At 68.2% G+C, this 16,998-nt stretch carries 14 protein-coding genes; 9 read left to right on the top strand and 5 right to left on the bottom strand.

Features of this window, described 5'->3' with window-relative positions:
- The first annotated feature begins 55 nt into the window (after positions 1-55).
- The 4 genes from K9D25_RS18685 to K9D25_RS18700 are packed head-to-tail and all read left to right on the top strand — an operon-like array spanning position 56 to position 6,204.
- A complete protein-coding gene (locus K9D25_RS18685) occupies positions 56-1,000 on the top strand; it encodes a glycosyltransferase (protein WP_244377246.1) in 945 nt (314 codons plus the stop codon).
- The gene (locus K9D25_RS18690; protein WP_244377248.1) at positions 997-2,178 is read left to right on the top strand and encodes a glycosyltransferase; all 1,182 of its coding nucleotides are present in this window, start codon (positions 997-999) and stop codon (positions 2,176-2,178) included. The genes K9D25_RS18685 and K9D25_RS18690 overlap by 4 nt, the downstream gene beginning before the upstream one ends.
- A complete protein-coding gene (locus K9D25_RS18695) occupies positions 2,171-4,666 on the top strand; it encodes a glycosyltransferase (RefSeq protein ID WP_244377250.1) in 2,496 nt (831 codons plus the stop codon). The genes K9D25_RS18690 and K9D25_RS18695 overlap by 8 nt, the downstream gene beginning before the upstream one ends.
- Complete coding sequence (locus K9D25_RS18700; RefSeq protein WP_244377252.1) at positions 4,666-6,204, top strand: hypothetical protein; 1,539 nt, start codon at positions 4,666-4,668, stop codon at positions 6,202-6,204. Before K9D25_RS18695 ends, K9D25_RS18700 begins: the two co-directional genes overlap by 1 nt.
- Before the next feature lie 40 nt (positions 6,205-6,244).
- Here K9D25_RS18700 and K9D25_RS18705 read toward each other — a convergent pair whose 3' ends face one another.
- Positions 6,245-7,072, bottom strand: a complete 828-nt coding sequence (locus tag K9D25_RS18705; RefSeq protein ID WP_244377254.1) for a transglutaminase-like domain-containing protein — start codon at positions 7,070-7,072, stop codon at positions 6,245-6,247.
- Positions 7,073-7,449: 377 nt separating this feature from the next.
- Between K9D25_RS18705 and K9D25_RS18710 the strand changes: the two genes are divergently transcribed.
- Entirely contained in the window at positions 7,450-8,115 is a 666-nt protein-coding gene (locus K9D25_RS18710; RefSeq protein ID WP_244377256.1) for a hypothetical protein, read from the top strand.
- A 122-nt stretch (positions 8,116-8,237) separates the two neighbouring features.
- Here the strand turns inward: K9D25_RS18710 and K9D25_RS18715 are convergent, their stop codons facing one another.
- The 4 genes from K9D25_RS18715 to ndk form a co-directional block, all read right to left on the bottom strand.
- Positions 8,238-10,322, bottom strand: a complete 2,085-nt coding sequence (locus K9D25_RS18715; RefSeq protein WP_244377258.1) for a molybdopterin-containing oxidoreductase family protein — start codon at positions 10,320-10,322, stop codon at positions 8,238-8,240.
- A 76-nt stretch (positions 10,323-10,398) separates the two neighbouring features.
- Positions 10,399-11,142, bottom strand: coding sequence for a TerC family protein (locus K9D25_RS18720; protein ID WP_244450916.1), 744 nt, complete (start codon positions 11,140-11,142; stop codon positions 10,399-10,401).
- 162 nt (positions 11,143-11,304) lie between these two features.
- Positions 11,305-12,009 (bottom strand): TerC family protein, encoded by a 705-nt coding sequence (locus K9D25_RS18725; RefSeq protein WP_244377260.1) that lies wholly within the window; start codon positions 12,007-12,009, stop codon positions 11,305-11,307.
- 376 nt (positions 12,010-12,385) lie between these two features.
- Positions 12,386-12,808, bottom strand: coding sequence for a nucleoside-diphosphate kinase (gene ndk / locus K9D25_RS18730; RefSeq protein ID WP_244377262.1), 423 nt, complete (start codon positions 12,806-12,808; stop codon positions 12,386-12,388).
- A 223-nt stretch (positions 12,809-13,031) separates the two neighbouring features.
- On the opposite strand from ndk, the gene K9D25_RS18735 reads away from it, so the two are divergent.
- The 4 genes from K9D25_RS18735 (at position 13,032) to K9D25_RS18750 (ending at position 16,684) form a co-directional block, all read left to right on the top strand.
- Positions 13,032-13,238 (top strand): hypothetical protein, encoded by a 207-nt coding sequence (locus K9D25_RS18735; protein ID WP_244377264.1) that lies wholly within the window; start codon positions 13,032-13,034, stop codon positions 13,236-13,238.
- 251 nt (positions 13,239-13,489) lie between these two features.
- The gene (locus K9D25_RS18740; protein WP_244377266.1) at positions 13,490-13,708 is read left to right on the top strand and encodes a hypothetical protein; all 219 of its coding nucleotides are present in this window, start codon (positions 13,490-13,492) and stop codon (positions 13,706-13,708) included.
- A 522-nt stretch (positions 13,709-14,230) separates the two neighbouring features.
- A complete protein-coding gene (locus K9D25_RS18745) occupies positions 14,231-14,758 on the top strand; it encodes a DinB family protein (RefSeq protein ID WP_244450917.1) in 528 nt (175 codons plus the stop codon).
- A 54-nt stretch (positions 14,759-14,812) separates the two neighbouring features.
- The gene (locus K9D25_RS18750; RefSeq protein ID WP_244377268.1) at positions 14,813-16,684 is read left to right on the top strand and encodes an ABC-F family ATP-binding cassette domain-containing protein; all 1,872 of its coding nucleotides are present in this window, start codon (positions 14,813-14,815) and stop codon (positions 16,682-16,684) included.
- Positions 16,685-16,998: the final 314 nt, after the last annotated feature.

A 16,998-nucleotide genomic window follows, 5' to 3' on the forward strand; every position in this document is an offset into this window, starting at 1 on the left:
TGCTTTATGGACGGCGTCTCTCCAGGCCTACGTCTCAACGCTTGTACGGCATCGAATGATCAACCCTCGCGCGGCCGCTGTGACAGACTTTCCCTCGCCGGCCGGGCCCTCACCCGGCGGGGCGCGCATCCCCAATATTTACCACTTCGTCTTCGGTCTCCTGCCGCAGACGGAGCCGTTTCACCTCATGCACTATCTCTGCCTCGCCTCCTGTCTGGAGGTGAACCGGCCGGAGCGCGTGGTCGTGCATCTGCTCAACGAGCCCTTCGGCCCGCTCTGGGAGCTTATCCGCCCGCGCCTAAAGGTGGAGCCGATCCGCGCGGGCGAAAACCGCCTGGCCATGGATTACCGGGACGAGGCCATGGCCCGCTTCGCCTATGCGCATCGGTCCGATTTCATCCGCCTGCGCGTGCTGGAAGAACAGGGCGGCGTCTATGCCGATATGGACACACTGTTCCTGGCGCCGCCGCCCGCTGCCCTGTTCGCGCAGTCCTGCGTCATGGGGCATGAGCGGGTGGACCGCAGCGCCCCCTCCGCCCCCGAAGGCTCGCTGTGCAACGCGCTCATCATGGCCGAGCCCGGCGCGCCCTTCATCCGGCTCTGGATCGAGCGCATGCCGGCCGCCTTCGATGGCAGCTGGAGCAACCACTCCACCTTCCTGCCCTATCGGCTCGCCCGCGAATTTCCCGACACCATCCATATCGAGCCGGAAAGCCGTTTCTTCGCCCTCGACTGGACTCGCGACGGCATTGCCGGCCTGTTCCGCGAGAATCGCCGCCTGCCGCCGGAGGCGTCCAGCCTGCATCTGTGGGCGCATCTGTGGTGGGATGAGGAACGGCGCGACATGTCGGATTTCAGCCATAAGCGGCTGACGCCCGATTATGTCGCCCATGCCCGCACCACCTATGCCCGGCTGGCGCGCCGGCACCTGCCGCCCGGCCTTGCCTCCCCCGCACCCGTTTATGCGCTGCGGCGGCTGTTGCGGATGAAGCGGTCGTGAGCGCCGCGCCTCCCTCGAAAAGCCGGGCGGTGCTGCTCACCCATGTGGTGCCTTCGCCCCAGGGAGTCGGGCTGGTGCGGCGGGCCTGGCGCTGGGCCTGCGAGCTGGCGGCGGCGCATGATCTCGACATTGTGGTGGTGCCCCGCGAGGCCGATCCGCCGCTGCCGCCGGTGCCGCTGCCGGGCCGGCTGCATGTGCTGCGCGGCAGCGGTCCGGCGCTGCGCCGCCGCCACCTGGCGGACTGGTTCGAACCGGACGCCACAATCGCCGCCGCGCTGGCGGGTCTTCCCGGCCCGGTGCCGGCGCGGATCGTCGTCTTCCGCTTCTATCTGCACGACATGGCCGCGCATCTGCCCCCCGCCTGGCGCGCCGTTGCGGAGATGGACTGCGACGATTGGGAATCGGCGACGCGGCTCAGCCTCGCCGGGCTGGCGCTGCGGCGGCGGCGGCTGCACCGCGCCGTGAAGCGGCTGTGGCAGGCCTGGCGCTATCGCCGGCTGGAGCGGCGGTTCCTGCCAAGCTACCGCGTCGTCCACCTCGCCGCCGCCGAGGATGCCGCCCGCGTCAGACGCTGGCCGGGCATAAGCGAGGTGCGCGCCACGCCCAATTGCCTCGTGGTCGATGCACCGTCGACCCTGCCGCCGCCGCCCGAGGGCGGGCGCACCCTGCTGTTCGTCGGCGCGCTGTTCTACGCGCCCAATGAGGACGCGGTGCTCTGGTTCGCCCGCGCCGTGCTGCCGCGCCTGCGCCGCCTGGTGCCGGAGGTCGAAATCGTCGTCGCCGGCACGGCCGGGCCCTCGCTCCGCCGCAAGCTGGCGGCGCATGGCCTCACCTATGCCCATGCGCCCGTCGATCTGCGCCCGCTCTATGCGCAGGCCAGCGCCGTCATCGCCCCGGTGCGTGGCGGCGGCGGCACCAAGCTGAAAGTGCTGGAAGCGTGGCATTATCGGCGCCCTCTGGTCGCCACCGCGCATGCGATGCGCGGGATGCCGATCGAGGCCGGGCGGCACGCGCTGGTGGCCGATGATGCCGAGACCTTCGCCCGCCATTGCGCGGCGCTGCTGACCGACCCGGCGCTCGCCGCCCGCCTCATCGCCGAGGGCGAACAACTCCTGCGCGCGCAGTACAGCCTCGCGCCCCTCTCCTTGCTGCGCGGAGGTGAAAAGCCCCGTGCCTGAATCCGCCCCCCTCATCATCGTGTCGGTCGCCACAGGTTATGGCGGCGCCGAGCGCACCATCGAGACGCTGCTGCCGCCGCTCTTCGCGCAGCGCTGCGTCGAGGTGTTCGCCAGCCATCCGCTGCATCTGGAGCGGCTTCAGCGCCTCTCGCATCCGGGGCTGGTCATCCATGCGGTGGATACGACGCAGGGCGACTTCGCCGCCACCGCCGCCCGCCGTCTGGTGAAGCGCGTGCTGGCGCTGCGCCCGGGCGCCCTGCTGACCAACACGCTCGATTCGCTGCGCATCCTCGCGCTGGCGACGAAATGGCTGCCGGGGCTCGACGCCCTCGCCTGCGTCGCCGCGCATGATTTCCTCTGGTTCGACCATGCGGCGCTGCTGCCGCATGTGCCCCGCGCAACGCTGGTGGTGCCGGACCGTTCGGTGCTGGAAAGGCCGGATTATCTCGCGAGCCATGTCTGGCCGCACGGCCCGATGCGGGCCGTGGTGATCCCCAACCCGGTCGACATCCCCGAAGCGCCGGCGGCCGAGCCGGGCGAGGACGCGCCCTTCCTGCACCTCGCGACGCTGAACGGCTTCAAGGGCCACGCGGCGCTGGTCGCGGCCGCCGCTGTGCTGAAGGCGCGCGGCTCCGGCCTGCGCATCGTCTCGGCCGGGCATCGGCCGATTCCCGCGCTGGAGCGCGAGCTCATGGAACAGATGGCGGCGGTCGACAGTGCCGGCACGCTGGAACTGCAGGACCATGTGCCCGACCCGTCGGCGCTGCTGCGCCAGGCCCGCGCGGTGCTCGTCACCTCCATTTCCGAGCATGGCGGCCCGGAGACCTTCAGCCGCGCCATCATCGAGGCGTGGGCGCAGGGGCGCCCGGTCATCGCCTTCGCCTGCGGCGCGCCGGCGCAGCTCATCCGGCACGAGGTCGACGGCCTGCTGGTCGATGAAGGCGATGTCGCGGGGCTGGCGGAGGCCATCGAGCGGCTGCACCGCGATCCCGCCCTTGCCGACCGTCTCGGCCGCAACGGCTTTGAACGCGCCGCGCGCGACTTCGCCACGCCGCAGATTCTGGCCCAATGGACGGCGGTGCTCGACGGGCGCTGGTGCGTGCGCCGCCTCGCCCCGCCCGCTGGCGCGGGGCAAAGCCGCCGCGCGCTGCTGCTGGATGTCTCGCTGACGCTGGAAAACGGCTGGCACTCCCCGGTCGGCATGTCGCGGGTGGAACGGCACACGGCGGACCACATCGCGGCGCAGCCGGTGCGGGTGCAGCTGGTGCGGCGCAGCCCGGAACAGGGCGGCTACCGCCGGCTCACCGGGCAGGAGTTGGAATTTCTCGCCGGCACGCCGGACGGCCTGGGGCGGATCGCCGATGCCGAGCTCGCCGCTGCCGAGCGGGCCGAGGGCGCTCTGCCGCCGCCCCCCCGCCCCCGGCCGCCCGGGCCGGTGACGCGCGCGCTCGCCTCGCTTCAACTCACTGACCCGCGCCTGCGCCGGCTGATAGCGCATCGACTTGCGCGCCGGCTGATGCGCAAGCTGGAGCGCCGCGTGACGGCGCGGCTGCGCCGCGCGCCGCGGCCCACCCCGCCCCTCACACCGGCGGCGGGCGATGTGCTGCTGAGCGTTTCCAACCCGTGGGACTATCTGGCCCCCGCCGTCTTCACCGCGCTGCGGGCGCAGGGCGTGCGGCTGGTGCTCGCCGTGCACGATCTGATGGTGTGGGAGACGCCGCAATGGACCGCCGGCCGCGACCCGCGCCGCTACAGCGCCGACATGCTCGGCACGCTGGCGCAGGCGGACGCGCTCGTCGCCGTCTCCCAGCACACGGCGCGGCAGGTGGAGCGGGCGCTGGCGGAACAGGGCTGCGCGGTTCCACCTCTGCGCGTCGCCGCACCCGGCGGCCTCGACACGGCGGGCGCCCTCGCCGGCGGGCCGCCGCCGGGGCTGCCGAAGGACCGGCCCTTCGTCCTCTATTGCTCGACCATCGAGATTCGCAAGAATCACATCCTGCTGCTGAATCTGTGGGAAGAGCTGCGCGAGACCCTGCCGCCGGAGCGCCTGCCGGTGCTGGTCCTGGCCGGCCGCTGGGGCTGGGGCGTGGACGCGGTGCGGCTGGCGGTGGAGCGCAACTGGCGGCTGGCGCCGCATGTGCGGGTGGTGCCGGCCCTGCGCGATGAACAATTGCGCTGGCTCTACCGCCATGCCCGCTTCACCGTCTTCCCCTCCTTCACCGAGGGGTTCGGCCTGCCGGTGGCGGAAAGCCTCGCCCTCGGCACGCCAGTGCTGATCTCCGCACACCCCGCGCTGATCGAAGCCTCGGCCGGGCTGATGCCGACGCTCGATCCCGGCGATCTGCCGGCCTGGCGCGCGGCGGTCACCCGCCTGTGCCTTGACGACACATATCTGGCGCAGTTGCGCGCGAAAGCCGTGCACTACGCCCCCGCGCCTGCGGAGCTTCTGCCCCGGGCGCTCCTTCAAGCCGCCGACCTGGCCCGATAATGAACGCCCCCTCGCCCCAGATGCCGCCCCCGCTGGAGCCGCAGGCGCTGCGGGCCGCGCTGCGCCATTTTCAGGACCGGCTGCAGGCGCAGGAGGCGCAATTCGCCCGGCTTCAGCGCCAGATCAAGAAGCAGGCGGCCGAGCTGGCGCAGTGCCGCGAGGCTCTGCAACGCCAGCCGGGTGCGCGGTCGCGCCTGTCCGACACGCTCGCGCTGCGCCACCTCGCCCGCGCGCTGCGCGGCCTGCTGCCGCGCCGTTGGCGCGAGACGCTCGCCCGCATGAACGTCGCCACCGGGGCGGAGGGCGCACCGGACTATCGTGTGCGCGTGCGCGCCCTGCGTGCCTCCGGCCAGCTGGCGCGCACGCGCAGCGTGGCGCTGGTCGCCCCGGAAAGCCTGCACCGCGCGGCGACGGCGGCAGCGCAGCTCATCGCGGCGATGGGATTGCGCTGCACGGTGCACAGCACCATGCCCGCCGCCTTCACCGAAGACCTCTATCTCGTGATCAGCCCGCGCGCTTTCGCCGAGCTGCCGCCGCCGGACCGGCGCATTCTGTGGCTGGTGGAATCCGGCGAACTGGCGGGGGAATGGAACGCCTCGCTTCACGCCCGGCTCGCCGGCTCGCTCGCCGTGTTCGAGGCGGTGCTGCCGCGCATCGCCGAGCTGCAGGCGCACGGGCTGGTGCAGCACCAGATTTTCCATGTGCCGCTGACGCCGTTCACCGCGCCCAACCCGGTGCGGCCGGACCGCTCGCCGCTCGGCCTGCCGCATATGCTGGCGCGCGCGCTGCATGGTTGCGGCGTGGTGGATGAGGCCTGCTTCGAGGCCGCCACCGCCGAGACCCGGCTCGACGCGCCGGCGCTCGTGCTCTGCCTGCCGGAGGCGCCGGAGCGCTTCGCCCTCGCCCGCGAGAGCCAGCGCCACGGCGCCCTGCTGTTTCCCGGCCTGCGTCATGTCGAGGGCTGGAAGGGCACCGCGCTCAGCTACCGCTATCTCGCGCGCCGCGCGCTGGCGGCGGGGCGCGAGCGGCTGGTGATCTGGGAGGACGATGCGCGGCTGCCCGCCGATTTCGACACCCGCCTTCCCGCTCTGCTCGCGCGGCTGGAAGCACAGGCCGGGGACTGGGACGTTTTTTCCGGCCTGATCACCGATCTCTCGCCGCAGGGCGAGGTGAAGGCGGTGCATGCCGATGGCGCGAACCTGCTCATCGAGCTCGACACTGTCATCGGCATGGTGTTCGGCGTCTACGGCCCCAAGGCCCTGAACGCGCTCGCCGGCTACCGGATGGCAGGCGATGACGTGATGAAGGCCACAATCGACCGCTATCTCGAAACGCTGGACCTGCGCTGCTGGACGGTGTTTCCGCCGCTGGTCGGCCATGCCGACCATGTGTCGTCCACGCTCTGGGACCCGACGGGAAGCCGTTTCCTCAGCAATGAGTGGCTGAACCCGATGATCGATGGCAGCCAGTTCCGCCTGCTGGCGAAGATCGCCGACCGGCTGGAAGGCGCCGCCCGTCCACCGGTGGACGGGCGCTGACGGGGCCGCCATCGGGCCCCGCCGGCGCCCGCTGTCGGCTCTACGCGATGCCCACCGCGCGCACGGTCGGCTCTTCGTCCTCCACCTCCTCCACCGGGCTGATCGACACCGCCATATCTGTCATGACGGCGTTGCCGAAGATGGTGGCGAAGGCGGCATCCGCCGCGTCGCGCCCGACGCCGATGCGCACCAGCCCCTGCAAGGCCGCCTTGCGGGTGGGATCGAACAGATACCAGGCGCCGTCGAGATAGCATTCGAACACCGCGTGGAAATCCGGCGGGTCGAGCTGCCAGGCATAGGAGCTGGCGAAGCGCGCCGGAATGGAGAGCGCGCGGCAGAAGGCGATGCCGAGATGGGCGAAGTCGCGGCACACGCCGGCGCGCTGCACCATCGTGTCATAGGCCGAGGTCTCGGAGGTCGAGCTGCCGCTGAGATAATCGACATGGTCGTAGATCCAGTTGCAGATCGCCGTCACACGCTGGTGCCCCGGCGGCAGGGCGCCGAATTCCCGCAGCGCGAAGCGGGCCAGCCGGTCGGACTGGCAGTAGCGGCTGGGGTTGAGGAAGGGCGTCACCTCAAGCGGCAGCTCCGCCACCGGCGTTTCGCTGAGGCTGGCGGGGTCGGCGTCATACATGGAGAGATCGACGGTGGCGGCATAGTCGACCTCGAACGTGCCGGGTTCGACCACCACCCGCACCAGCCGCGTGCCGCCGTCGAGTTCGTGCCGGTCGGCGGCCACCGTGGGGGTGAGGTTCAGCCGCTCGCTGAGGATCTTCTGGTTGCGCAGCGCCGCCGCCTCGATGTTGAGGAGAAAGACGGTGGTCTCACGCACCTCATAGGCGAGCCGGGAGGCGACGTTGAATTTCATGGGGGTGGTTCCGGTGGGAGGACGTGCCCCTATGACGCGCGCCGCGCGGTTCGGTTCCCCGGGATACCGCAGGATTCGCGCGGGCCCTGCTTGAGGCCGGCGTCATCCCGGCAGGACCACACGCCCTGTCCGGGATCGTGGCCGCCCAGGCCAACTCATCCGCTCGCCCTTGGGCGGACGCATGGACGGGCTGAGATCAGACCGGTATCGGCGCTGAACGCGGCAGAATCGGCGACACCTGAGCGCCGAAGCGCATCTTTCGGTTGCTCGTATCGATACTTTACATACTATAGGTTGAAATCCGGCTTCACCCCACCGGAAAGCCCGGCGATCATCATCGCCGTTACGTATGAAATTCCATCGTTGGAGACATCATCATGTCCACCCTCCTGACGATCAACGTAACGAACCATATATCGGCAACGCAGACCTTCTATTTCTTCCAGCACCCATCCATGTATACAGGCGGATCGAGGGTCTACAGCAACTCTCTCTATAGCCAGGCGCTCGGCAATTACGCCTCTACCGGCAGCGTGCTGACGTTCCAGGTCAGCCTCCAGCCCTACGCCGGCATTCAGCAGGCGCACCAGCAGCCGCAGGTCGGCCAGTCCTCGGGCTTCGCCTCTGCCTACCGCGCAATCGAGCTTGCACCAGCGTCCGGCACGGCCAATGACTGCACCACCGCGTCGGTGAGCCCCCTCGGCCTGTCACCCGCCACGGTGGGTCCGAATGTTGAGCCGGGCGCGTTCCGCATCATCATGCCGACCTACCAGCCACCCGTCCTGTACAACATCGGCTCGGCGGTGCAGGCGAATGGGAGCCTCCTGCTCTCGAACTTCGTCGTCGCCAACCCGGCGAGCACCACCGATTGTCAGCCGATCCTGCGCTACTATGTGCAGACAGGCAGCTACATGGCCGGCTCTGTGATCAACTTCACCACGTCGAGCGTCACCGCGGCCCTGTGCGACTTCACGGGCGGCTACTCCACCATGAATGTCTCGCTGAACCCGGACGGCACGTGGACCGTCCAGGCGATCCGGTAAACGATCTCAGCCGGCGACCGCCGCTGTCCGGGATCGCGCTCCGATCCGGGCGGGGGATCCCGGCTCTCCGCCTGCGGCTGCGGCCGGGATGACGCGCACCCGGAGGGTCGGCGGAAAGGGCCTCACACCCTGCCGATCCGCACCCTGTTGTCGTGCAGCGCCGCGCCGCCGACGGGGGCGACGGGGTCGGCGCCGGTGAGGCTGTTAATGCCGCGCCCGCCCTCATGCGCGCGGTTCGGCCAGATCGATTCCGCCACCACCACGCCGCGCCGCAGCCCGTCGAACAGCCGCGCGTGCAGAAGCACCGCGCCGCGCGCGCTGGCGACATCGAGCAGGTCGCCCTCCCCGATGCCGAGGCCGGCCGCGTCCTCGGGGTGGATCAGCAGTTCCGGCCGCTTCTCGCGGGCAAGCGACCCCTCGGTCTCGGTGAAGGTGGAGTTGAGGAAGGAGCGGGCCGGCGCGGTGACGAGGCGGAACGGGTATTCCGCATTCGCCTCCTCGGTCACCGCCCAATGGTCGGGCCATTCCGGCATGTCGCGATAGGGGCCGAACTTGCCCGGCGAGGCGTAACGCGAATGCGCCCAGTCCGGCTTCAGCCGGAACTTGCCGTCCGGCCAGTTGAAGCCTTTCACATAATGCGCGGTGTCGAAATCCGGCTGCACGTCGAGGAAGCGGTTCGCCTCCAGTTCCTCCACCGTGCCGCGCCCCTTGGCCTGCAAGAGCCAGTCGACATGCGCGCGCGGGCTCATCTCGAAACCGGGATGCGACGCGCCGAGCCGCTCGGCGAGGGCCACGATCACCTCGTGGTTGGTCCGGCACTCGCCCGGCGGCTCCACCAGCTTGGGGCCGAGGATGACATATTGATTGCCGCCGCCCTGATAGAGGTCGTCATGCTCGGTGAACATGGTGGCCGGCAGCACGATGTCGGCCATGGCCGCCGTCTCGGTCATGAACTGCTCATGCACGGCGACGAACAGGTCGTCGCGGGCAAAGCCGCGCCGCACCGTCTCCTGATCCGGCGCGATGGAGACCGGATTGGTGTTCTGGATCAGCATGGCGGTCACCGGCGGCCCGCCGAGCAGTGCCTCGGCATCGCCGGTGAGGATGGCGCCGATGCGCGACTGGTCGAGCTCACGCGCCGTGGTGGGGATGTCGAGCCCCTCCACCATGCGCTTGTTCCAGCCATAGATGGCGCTGTTGGAATGGAAGGCGCCGCCGCCCTCATGCTGCCAGGCGCCGGTGACGGTGGGGATGCAGCTCACCGCATGCATCGCCACCGCGCCATTGCGCGAGCGGGTGAAGCCGTAGCCGGCGCGGATGAAGGTTTTCTTGGTGCGGCCGATGGCGTGGGCGAAGGCGACGATCTCCGCCGCCGGCAGGCCGGTGAGGTCGGCCGCCCATTCCGGCGTGCGGGTGGCGAGATGCGCTTCCAGCCCGGCCGGATCGTCGGCGAAGGCGGCGAGATAGGCGCGGTCGGCCATCCCGTCGCGAAAAAGCACATGCATCACCGCGCAGGCGAGCGCGCCGTCCGTGCCGGGGCGGATGAGGATCGGGATATCCGCCTGCTCCATGGTGGGCGAGCGATAGACATCCACCACGGCGATCTTCGCCCCGCGTTCCTTGCGGGCGCGGATGGCGTGGGTCATCACATTGATCTGGGTGGACACCGGATTGGTGCCCCAGATCACCACGAAATCGCTCTTCGCCATTTCGCGCGGGTCCGGCCCGGCGAGCTTGCCGGTGCCGGCGAGGAAGCCGCTCCAGGCCGGGTTGACGCAGATCGAGGAGAAGAAGCGCGAATAGCCCTTGGCGCGGGTCAGCCGGTTGATGCCGTCGCGCATCACCAGCCCCATCGTGCCGGCATAGTAATAGGGCCACACCGTCTCCGGCCCGTGGGCCTGTTCCGCCGCGCGGAAGCGGTGGGCGATCTCGTCCAGCGCCTCGTCCCAGGAGATCGGAGCGAAGCGTCCCTCCCCCTTGGGCCCGATGCGGCGCAGAGGATGGGTCAGTCGGTCCGGGTGATTGGCTCGCTCGGCATAGCGCGCGACCTTGGCGCAGATGACGCCGGCGGTGAAGCTGTTGTCGCGCGAGCCGCGCACGCGGCCGATGCGGCCGTCCGCCACCTCGATCTCCAGCGCGCAGGTGGAGGGGCAGTCATGCGGACAGGCGGAATAACCAGTACGGGTCGGCGAGATGTGCTGATTCATGAAAAAGGCGCTCCGCTTTTATCCTAGCGGAGCGCCTTCGGTTTTTACACCTGTCCGATCGGTGCTGCGATCAGGCTCAGTGCGCGGTCGCCTCGCGGCGGCGGCTCTTGACGATCCAGCCGAAGGAGACAACGAACACCGCGCCGACCACGGCCGCGAGATAATGCGGCACGGCGGAGGCCTTCAGGCCGACCGGGTCCTCGGGATCGGCGATCACCTCGACCAGCCACGGCGCCCAGCCCTGCATCGCCTGCAGCACCACCTTGTCGCCCACCAGCATCTCGCCGGCGATCCAGCCGAGCAGCGCGGCGCCGAACCAGATGAGGATGGGGAAGCGGGAGATCAGCTTCAGGATCAGCTGCGAGCCGAAGATGATCAGCGGGATGGTGAGCAGAAGGCCGAAGATGAACAGTTCGGCATGGCCGCGCGCGGCGGCGGCGATCGCCACCACATTGTCGAGGCTCATCACCGCGTCGGCGATAGCGATGGTGCGTACCGCCTTCCACAGGCTGTCGGCGCCCTCCACATGGTGCCCCTCGCCGCCCTCGTCGAGCACCAGCTTGATGGCGATCCAGAACAGCAGCAGGCCGCCCACCACCTTCAGGAACGGCACGCCGAGCATATACGACACCACGAGGGCGAAGATGATGCGCAGGCCCACCGCCGCACCGGCGCCGAGCAGAATGCCCCATTTGCGCTGCTTTTCCGGCAGCGAACGGCAGGCGAGCGCGATCACCACCGCGTTGTCGCCGGAGAGCAGCAGGTCGATCCAGATGATCTGGAGCAAGGCCACCCAGAAGATCGGGCTTGAGAAATCCATCATGTCCTCTCTGAGAGTCGGGTCTTGTTCAGATGTCAGAGGGAATACCCGCCCCCTTTCTGGCATACATTATAATTTGCGCCAGAAAGCACCCCTGAAACGCCCGACGCCCGCGCTCTTGCCGAGTCGCGGGCGCCGAGGGGGAGGGAAGCCCCGTTCAGGTCAGGAGCCGTGCGGGCCCGCCGCGTGGGCCCCGCCCTTGAAGCGGGAGATCGCCCAGCCGGTGGCCAGCACGATCACCGCGCCGGCGGCGGCGGCGGCATATTCATAGTGGTGGACGACGGCCTCGCCGAAATAGTCCAGCACCTTCACGTCGGAGACGAACATCTCGCCGGCCACCCAGCCCAGCAGCGCCGCGCCGGCCCACACCAGGAAGGGGAAGCGGGCCAGCAGGCCCATGATCAGCGCCGCGCCGGCGATGATCATCGGGATGGAAATGACGAGACCGATGATGATGAGCGTCCAGTTGCCATCCGCCACGGCGGCGATGGCGACGACATTGTCGAGGCTCATCACCAGGTCGGCAACGGCGATGGTGCCGACGGCGCGCCACAGATTGTCATGCGCGGCGACGCCACCTTCCTCGCCCTCTTCCGGCAGCACGAGATCAACGGCGATGTACATGAGCGCCAGCGAACCGACGATGCGCAGCCAGGGCAGGCCGAGCAGCACGGCGATGATGGCGGTGAACACGATGCGCATGCCGACGGCGACGCCGGCGCCCAGGATCATGCCGGTGCGGCGCATCTTGTCGGGCAGCGAGCGGCAGGCCATGGCGATGACCACGGCGTTGTCGCCCGAAAGCAGGACGTTGATCCAGATGATTTTGAGAAGTGCCAGCCAGAATAGCGGCTCAAGGTAGCTCATTGCGGTCGTTCCCTCACCTTCCCGTCCGGATGCGGACGGGACTCCAAGTCAGTTGTGTCGGCGTTGGCGCGCCATGATTTGAGGTGAGGCAAGAGGAGGTGGCTCCGGCGGGCCCACTCCCGGGCGCTCTTGGCGCGCCATTAACGGCATCCCCGCTGCGGGCCACTTCTCCATGGCCGGACCCCCGCAGCGCCCATTTGGGGAACATACATAATAATCCATGCGGTGGCCAAGCCCGAATACCGCATTTTTCTCAGCAAATGATGCTGCGAGAGCTTAGTCTACGCTGCTTCGCAAAAAGAAACACCCCGTCCGGAGGCCCGGACGGGGTGCGATTTCAACGCCTTGCCACCCTTACGGGCGGCAGATCGTGCGATCAGCCGACGATTTCGTTGCCGGAGAAGAACTGCGCGATTTCGATCTGCGCGTTCTCCAGGCTGTCGGAGCCATGGGCCGAGTTCTCGCCGACGGACAGGGCGAATTCCTTGCGGATGGTGCCCTCGGCCGCGTTGGCCGGGTTGGTGGCGCCCATCACTTCACGGTACTTGGCGACGGCGTTCTCGCCTTCGAGCACCTGCACGACGATCGGCTCGGAGATCATGAAGTCCACGAGCTCGCCGAAGAAGGGGCGCTCCTTGTGGACGCCGTAGAAGGTCTCGGCCTGGGCGCGGGTCAGCTGAATGCGCTTCTGCGCGACGATGCGCAGGCCCGCCTTCTCGATCAGCGCGTTGACGGCGCCGGTGAGATTGCGACGGGTGGCGTCGGGCTTGATGATGGAAAAAGTGCGCTCGAGCGCCATGGTCTGTTTCCCTGGAAATGTGGGGGCGAAAAGTTCGCAGCGGCTTATAGCGGCGCCTCCGCCCGCGGACAAGAGAAGCCCGGGCGGCGTTTTCGACACGCCTTGGCAACACCCCCGGCCGAATCGTTCGTACACGAAATAACCCGCTTGCGGCGGAACCCGGCGGCGCTCATCTGTTTAGGCAACAGAGCGGCCGGAGTGCCGTGGCGCAGGGATGTTACCGATGAAGAAATGTGTTCTGGCCATCGCGGGGATGGTGGCCGTGCTTGTGGGCTTTCTCGCCGTGCCGTTCCTTCCCGTCGCCGACGCGACGACCGACCCGGCGCGGGAGCCCGCGGGCTACAAGACCTGCTATCTGGAACGGCGCGCCGTGTTCACCGAGGGTGCCCCGCGTTGGGTGAAGGCGCCGCGTTGCGTATTCGCGGAATAATCGCTGTTCACGACTTCATGATTACCTCTTGGAACTCTTCCGGGAGTACGCACGTTAAGTCGGTGTTAACGGACGAAACGAGACGCAGACGAATGAACGTACCTGAAACGTATCGTTCCGCTGCCGCCGCCAGAACGGGCGGCGCAGAAAGAGAAGGTTTGCGCCTGCAGTTTCGTGTTGAAGTGATGAGCGCGTTAAGGACGCAATGAAGCCCGGTGGCATCCCCACCGGCAGGTGGATGAGGTGCCGCGATGTACAAGGCCATTGCCATCAGTGCTGTTGCCGCCGTCATGGGTTTCACCGCGCTCTTCATCGGCGCGGCCGACGCGACCGGCTATTTCAAGCGCCAGCTTCCCGTCGCAACGGTCGAGATCCCCGTCGAGCAGGTGGCCGGCGACTGCGTGATGCAGTCCCGCTGGGTCACCGATGCCGGCCGCATGGTCGAGGTCGAGCGGCCCGTCTGCTACTGAGGCATAGCGGTGCGCTAAGGCGGGGTTGATCGGTCCCTTCGGACACACACTCCACCTCACTGCACTCATCATCCACTCGTTTCACAGGTTAGGCTCGCGGCATCCCCACTCCCCCAAGCCCCAACGCGAGCCCATCAGCCCCGGCTTCTCCCCCAAGGAGCCGGGGCACTTTTTTGTCCGCCGCTCCGGCGGCCGGATGAACAACAGCCAACGGCGCGTTCAGCCTGCGTTGCGCCGCTCCGTGCAGGATAGGCGTATTCCGGAAACGGAAACAGCCAATGGCAGCCGCCGTTCCCGCCGACCCGGCGGAGGCTGAAGGCTGAACGCCCCGGCCGCGCTGCGCGAGGCCGGGGCGTTTCTCCCCTCCTCCATGCCCGCTTCGGCGAAGCTGATAGAAACCATCATCCTTCCGAATTAGTCAGCACCGCCAAGCTGTTGCACACTGCCGGCCCTTTTCGGCGCGCCCATGCGCCGGCCTTCACCGGGAGTGCCCTCATCCCGACCTCGCCGCTGCCCGAGACGTTGGAACAGCTGGTCACGCACCGCTACCGCACCTTCGCCGCCTATAATGCATGGGCCAATCAACGGCTTTTGGCGGCCGCGTCCCAGCTCAGCGACGCGCAGTACCGGGCCGCGCGCGGCGCGTTTTTCGGCTCGGTGCATGGCACGCTGAACCATCTCCTCGTGGGCGACCGATTGTGGATGCGCCGGCTCACCGGCACCGGCATGGAACCGGCGGGTCTCGACGCTATCCTGTTCGAAACGCTGACGGAATTGGCGCCGGCCCGCACGGCCGAGGATGCTCGAATCGCCGCCTATGTCGATGGGCTCGACGCAGCGACACTGGTGGCCGAGCACAGCTATGTCACCGTCAACGGCACCCGCTTCACCCAGGTTCTGGCGACCATTCTCGACCATGTGTTCAATCACCAGACCCATCACCGCGGCCAGGTTCACTGTCTTATCAGTGGCTTGCTCGGTAATGACGCCGCGCCTTCGCTCGATCTCGTCGCTTTCCAGCGCGCGAGCGGCTTCTCCCGCCAAGGCTAGGCGCCGCGCGCCGTTACTCTTGCCGACGGACCGCCGGCGCGGCACAAGACGGGCATGATCATTCTCGACGATATCTCGCTCCGCATCGCCGGTCGGCTTCTGATCGACCACGCCTCGGTGGCGCTGCCGGAAGGCGCGCGGATCGGCCTCGTCGGCCGCAACGGCACCGGCAAAACCACGCTTTTTCGCGCCATTACAGGCGAATTGGAGCTGGAAAGCGGAGATATCCGCATCCCCGCCGCTGCGCGCATCGGCCAGGTGGCGCAGGAGGCGCCAGCCGGACCGGAGAAGCTGATCGACGTGGTGCTGGCGGCGGACACGGAACGCGCCAAGCTTTTGAAGGAACGCGAGAAAGCCACCGATCCCGCGCGCATCGCCGAGATCGAGCTGCGTCTGGTCGACATCGACGCGCACGCTGCGCCCGCACGCGCTGCCCGCATTCTCGCCGGCCTCGGCTTCGATGATGCCGCCCAGCAGCGCGCCTGTTCGGAGTTTTCCGGCGGCTGGCGCATGCGCGTGGCGCTGGCTGCCCTGCTCTTTGCCGAGCCGGACCTGCTGCTGCTGGACGAACCGACCAACTATCTCGACCTTGAAGGCACGCTGTGGCTGCAGGACTTCCTGTCCCGCTACCCCCGCACCGTGCTCATCGTCAGCCATGACCGCGAACTGCTCAACCAGTCGGTTGGCTTCATCCTGCATCTCGACCAGGGCAAGCTAACCCTTTGGCGCGGCGGGTATGATTCCTTCGAGCGCCAGCGCGCCGAGAAGCAGGTGGTCGACCAGAAGGCGCGGGCGAAGCAGGAAGCCAAGCGCAAGCATATGGAAGCCTTTGTCGAGCGCTTCCGCGCCAAGGCGACCAAGGCGAAGCAGGCGCAATCGCGGCTGAAGGCGCTGGCCCGCATGGCGCCGATCGCGGAAGCCGCGAGCGAACAGGCGGCGGCGATCTCCATCCGCCATCCCGAGCGCATTCCCTCGCCGCCGATCCTGACCCTGGACGGCGTTTCGGCCGGCTATACGCCCGGCAAGCCGGTGCTGCGCAACCTCACGCTGCGCATCGACCATGACGACCGCATCGCCCTGCTCGGGCCGAACGGAAACGGCAAGTCCACGTTTGCCAAGCTGATTTCCGGCCGGCTTGCCCCTCTGGGCGGCAGCATCGTGCGTGCGGCCGGGCTCGACATCGCCTATCTCGCCCAGCACCAACTCGACGAGTTGGTCGCCAATGAGACCGTTTACGACCATGTGCGCCGGCTGATGCCGGAGGCACCGGAAGCCAAGGTGCGCTCGCGCGCGGCGGAAATGGGCTTTTCCGGCGCGACGGCCAATACGATCATCGCGGCGCTGTCGGGCGGCGAGAAGGCGCGGCTGCTGCTCGGCCTCGCCGCTTTTCATGGTCCGCATCTGTTGATTTTGGACGAACCGACCAACCATCTCGACATCGCGGCGCGGCAGGCGCTGATTGAGGCGATCAACGATTTTCCCGGCGCCGTCATCCTCATCAGTCACGACCGCACCCTCCTCGACGCCTCCGCCGAGCGTTTGTGGCTGGTGGCGGAGGGGACGGTGCGCCCCTATGACGGGGATCTCGACGAATATCAGCGCCTCGTCGTCGGTCGCACCGCCTCTGCGTCGCGCAAGGAGGCGTCAGGCACCCGCGCCGATGAACGGCGGCAGGCGGCGGATCGGCGCAGCGAGACGGCGCCGCTGCGCAAGCGGATCAAGGATCTCGAGGCGACGATTGCCAAGCTGGAACGCAGCCTCAGCACGCTCGACGCCAAGCTCGCCGACGACACGCTGTATACGCGGGCGCCGCTGGAGGCGCAGCGTCTGGCGCGTGAGCGCAGCGCGGCGGCGGATGCGCTGGCGAAGGCAGAGGAAGACTGGCTCGACGCCTCGGCCGCGCTTGACGAGGCCATGGCCTCCTAGAGCATTTCACTGTTTCACGGAAACAGTGAAATGATCTAATTCTTTGTTTTGTCGCGTTTTCTTCACGTGAACCGGTATCCACTTCACTCGACAACGCTCTAGCCGCAACGCCGCGCACAAAGCCGGAATACCGGGCTGAAGTGGACTTTCATTTTCTGAGAAATAGGTAGACGCCGTGCGAGGCTTCTCGCATGGCGCGATGTCGCATACGCGTGACAGGATCGCCCGCCGACCGATTGCGGTGAAAACCGCATCGCACGATGCCCAAAAGCAAAAAGCCCCGGCACAAGGCCGGGGCTTTCCGTAGAACCGAT

This window comes from Ancylobacter polymorphus (assembly GCF_022836935.1).
GTDB classification, from domain to species: Bacteria; Pseudomonadota; Alphaproteobacteria; order Rhizobiales; family Xanthobacteraceae; genus Ancylobacter; species Ancylobacter polymorphus_A.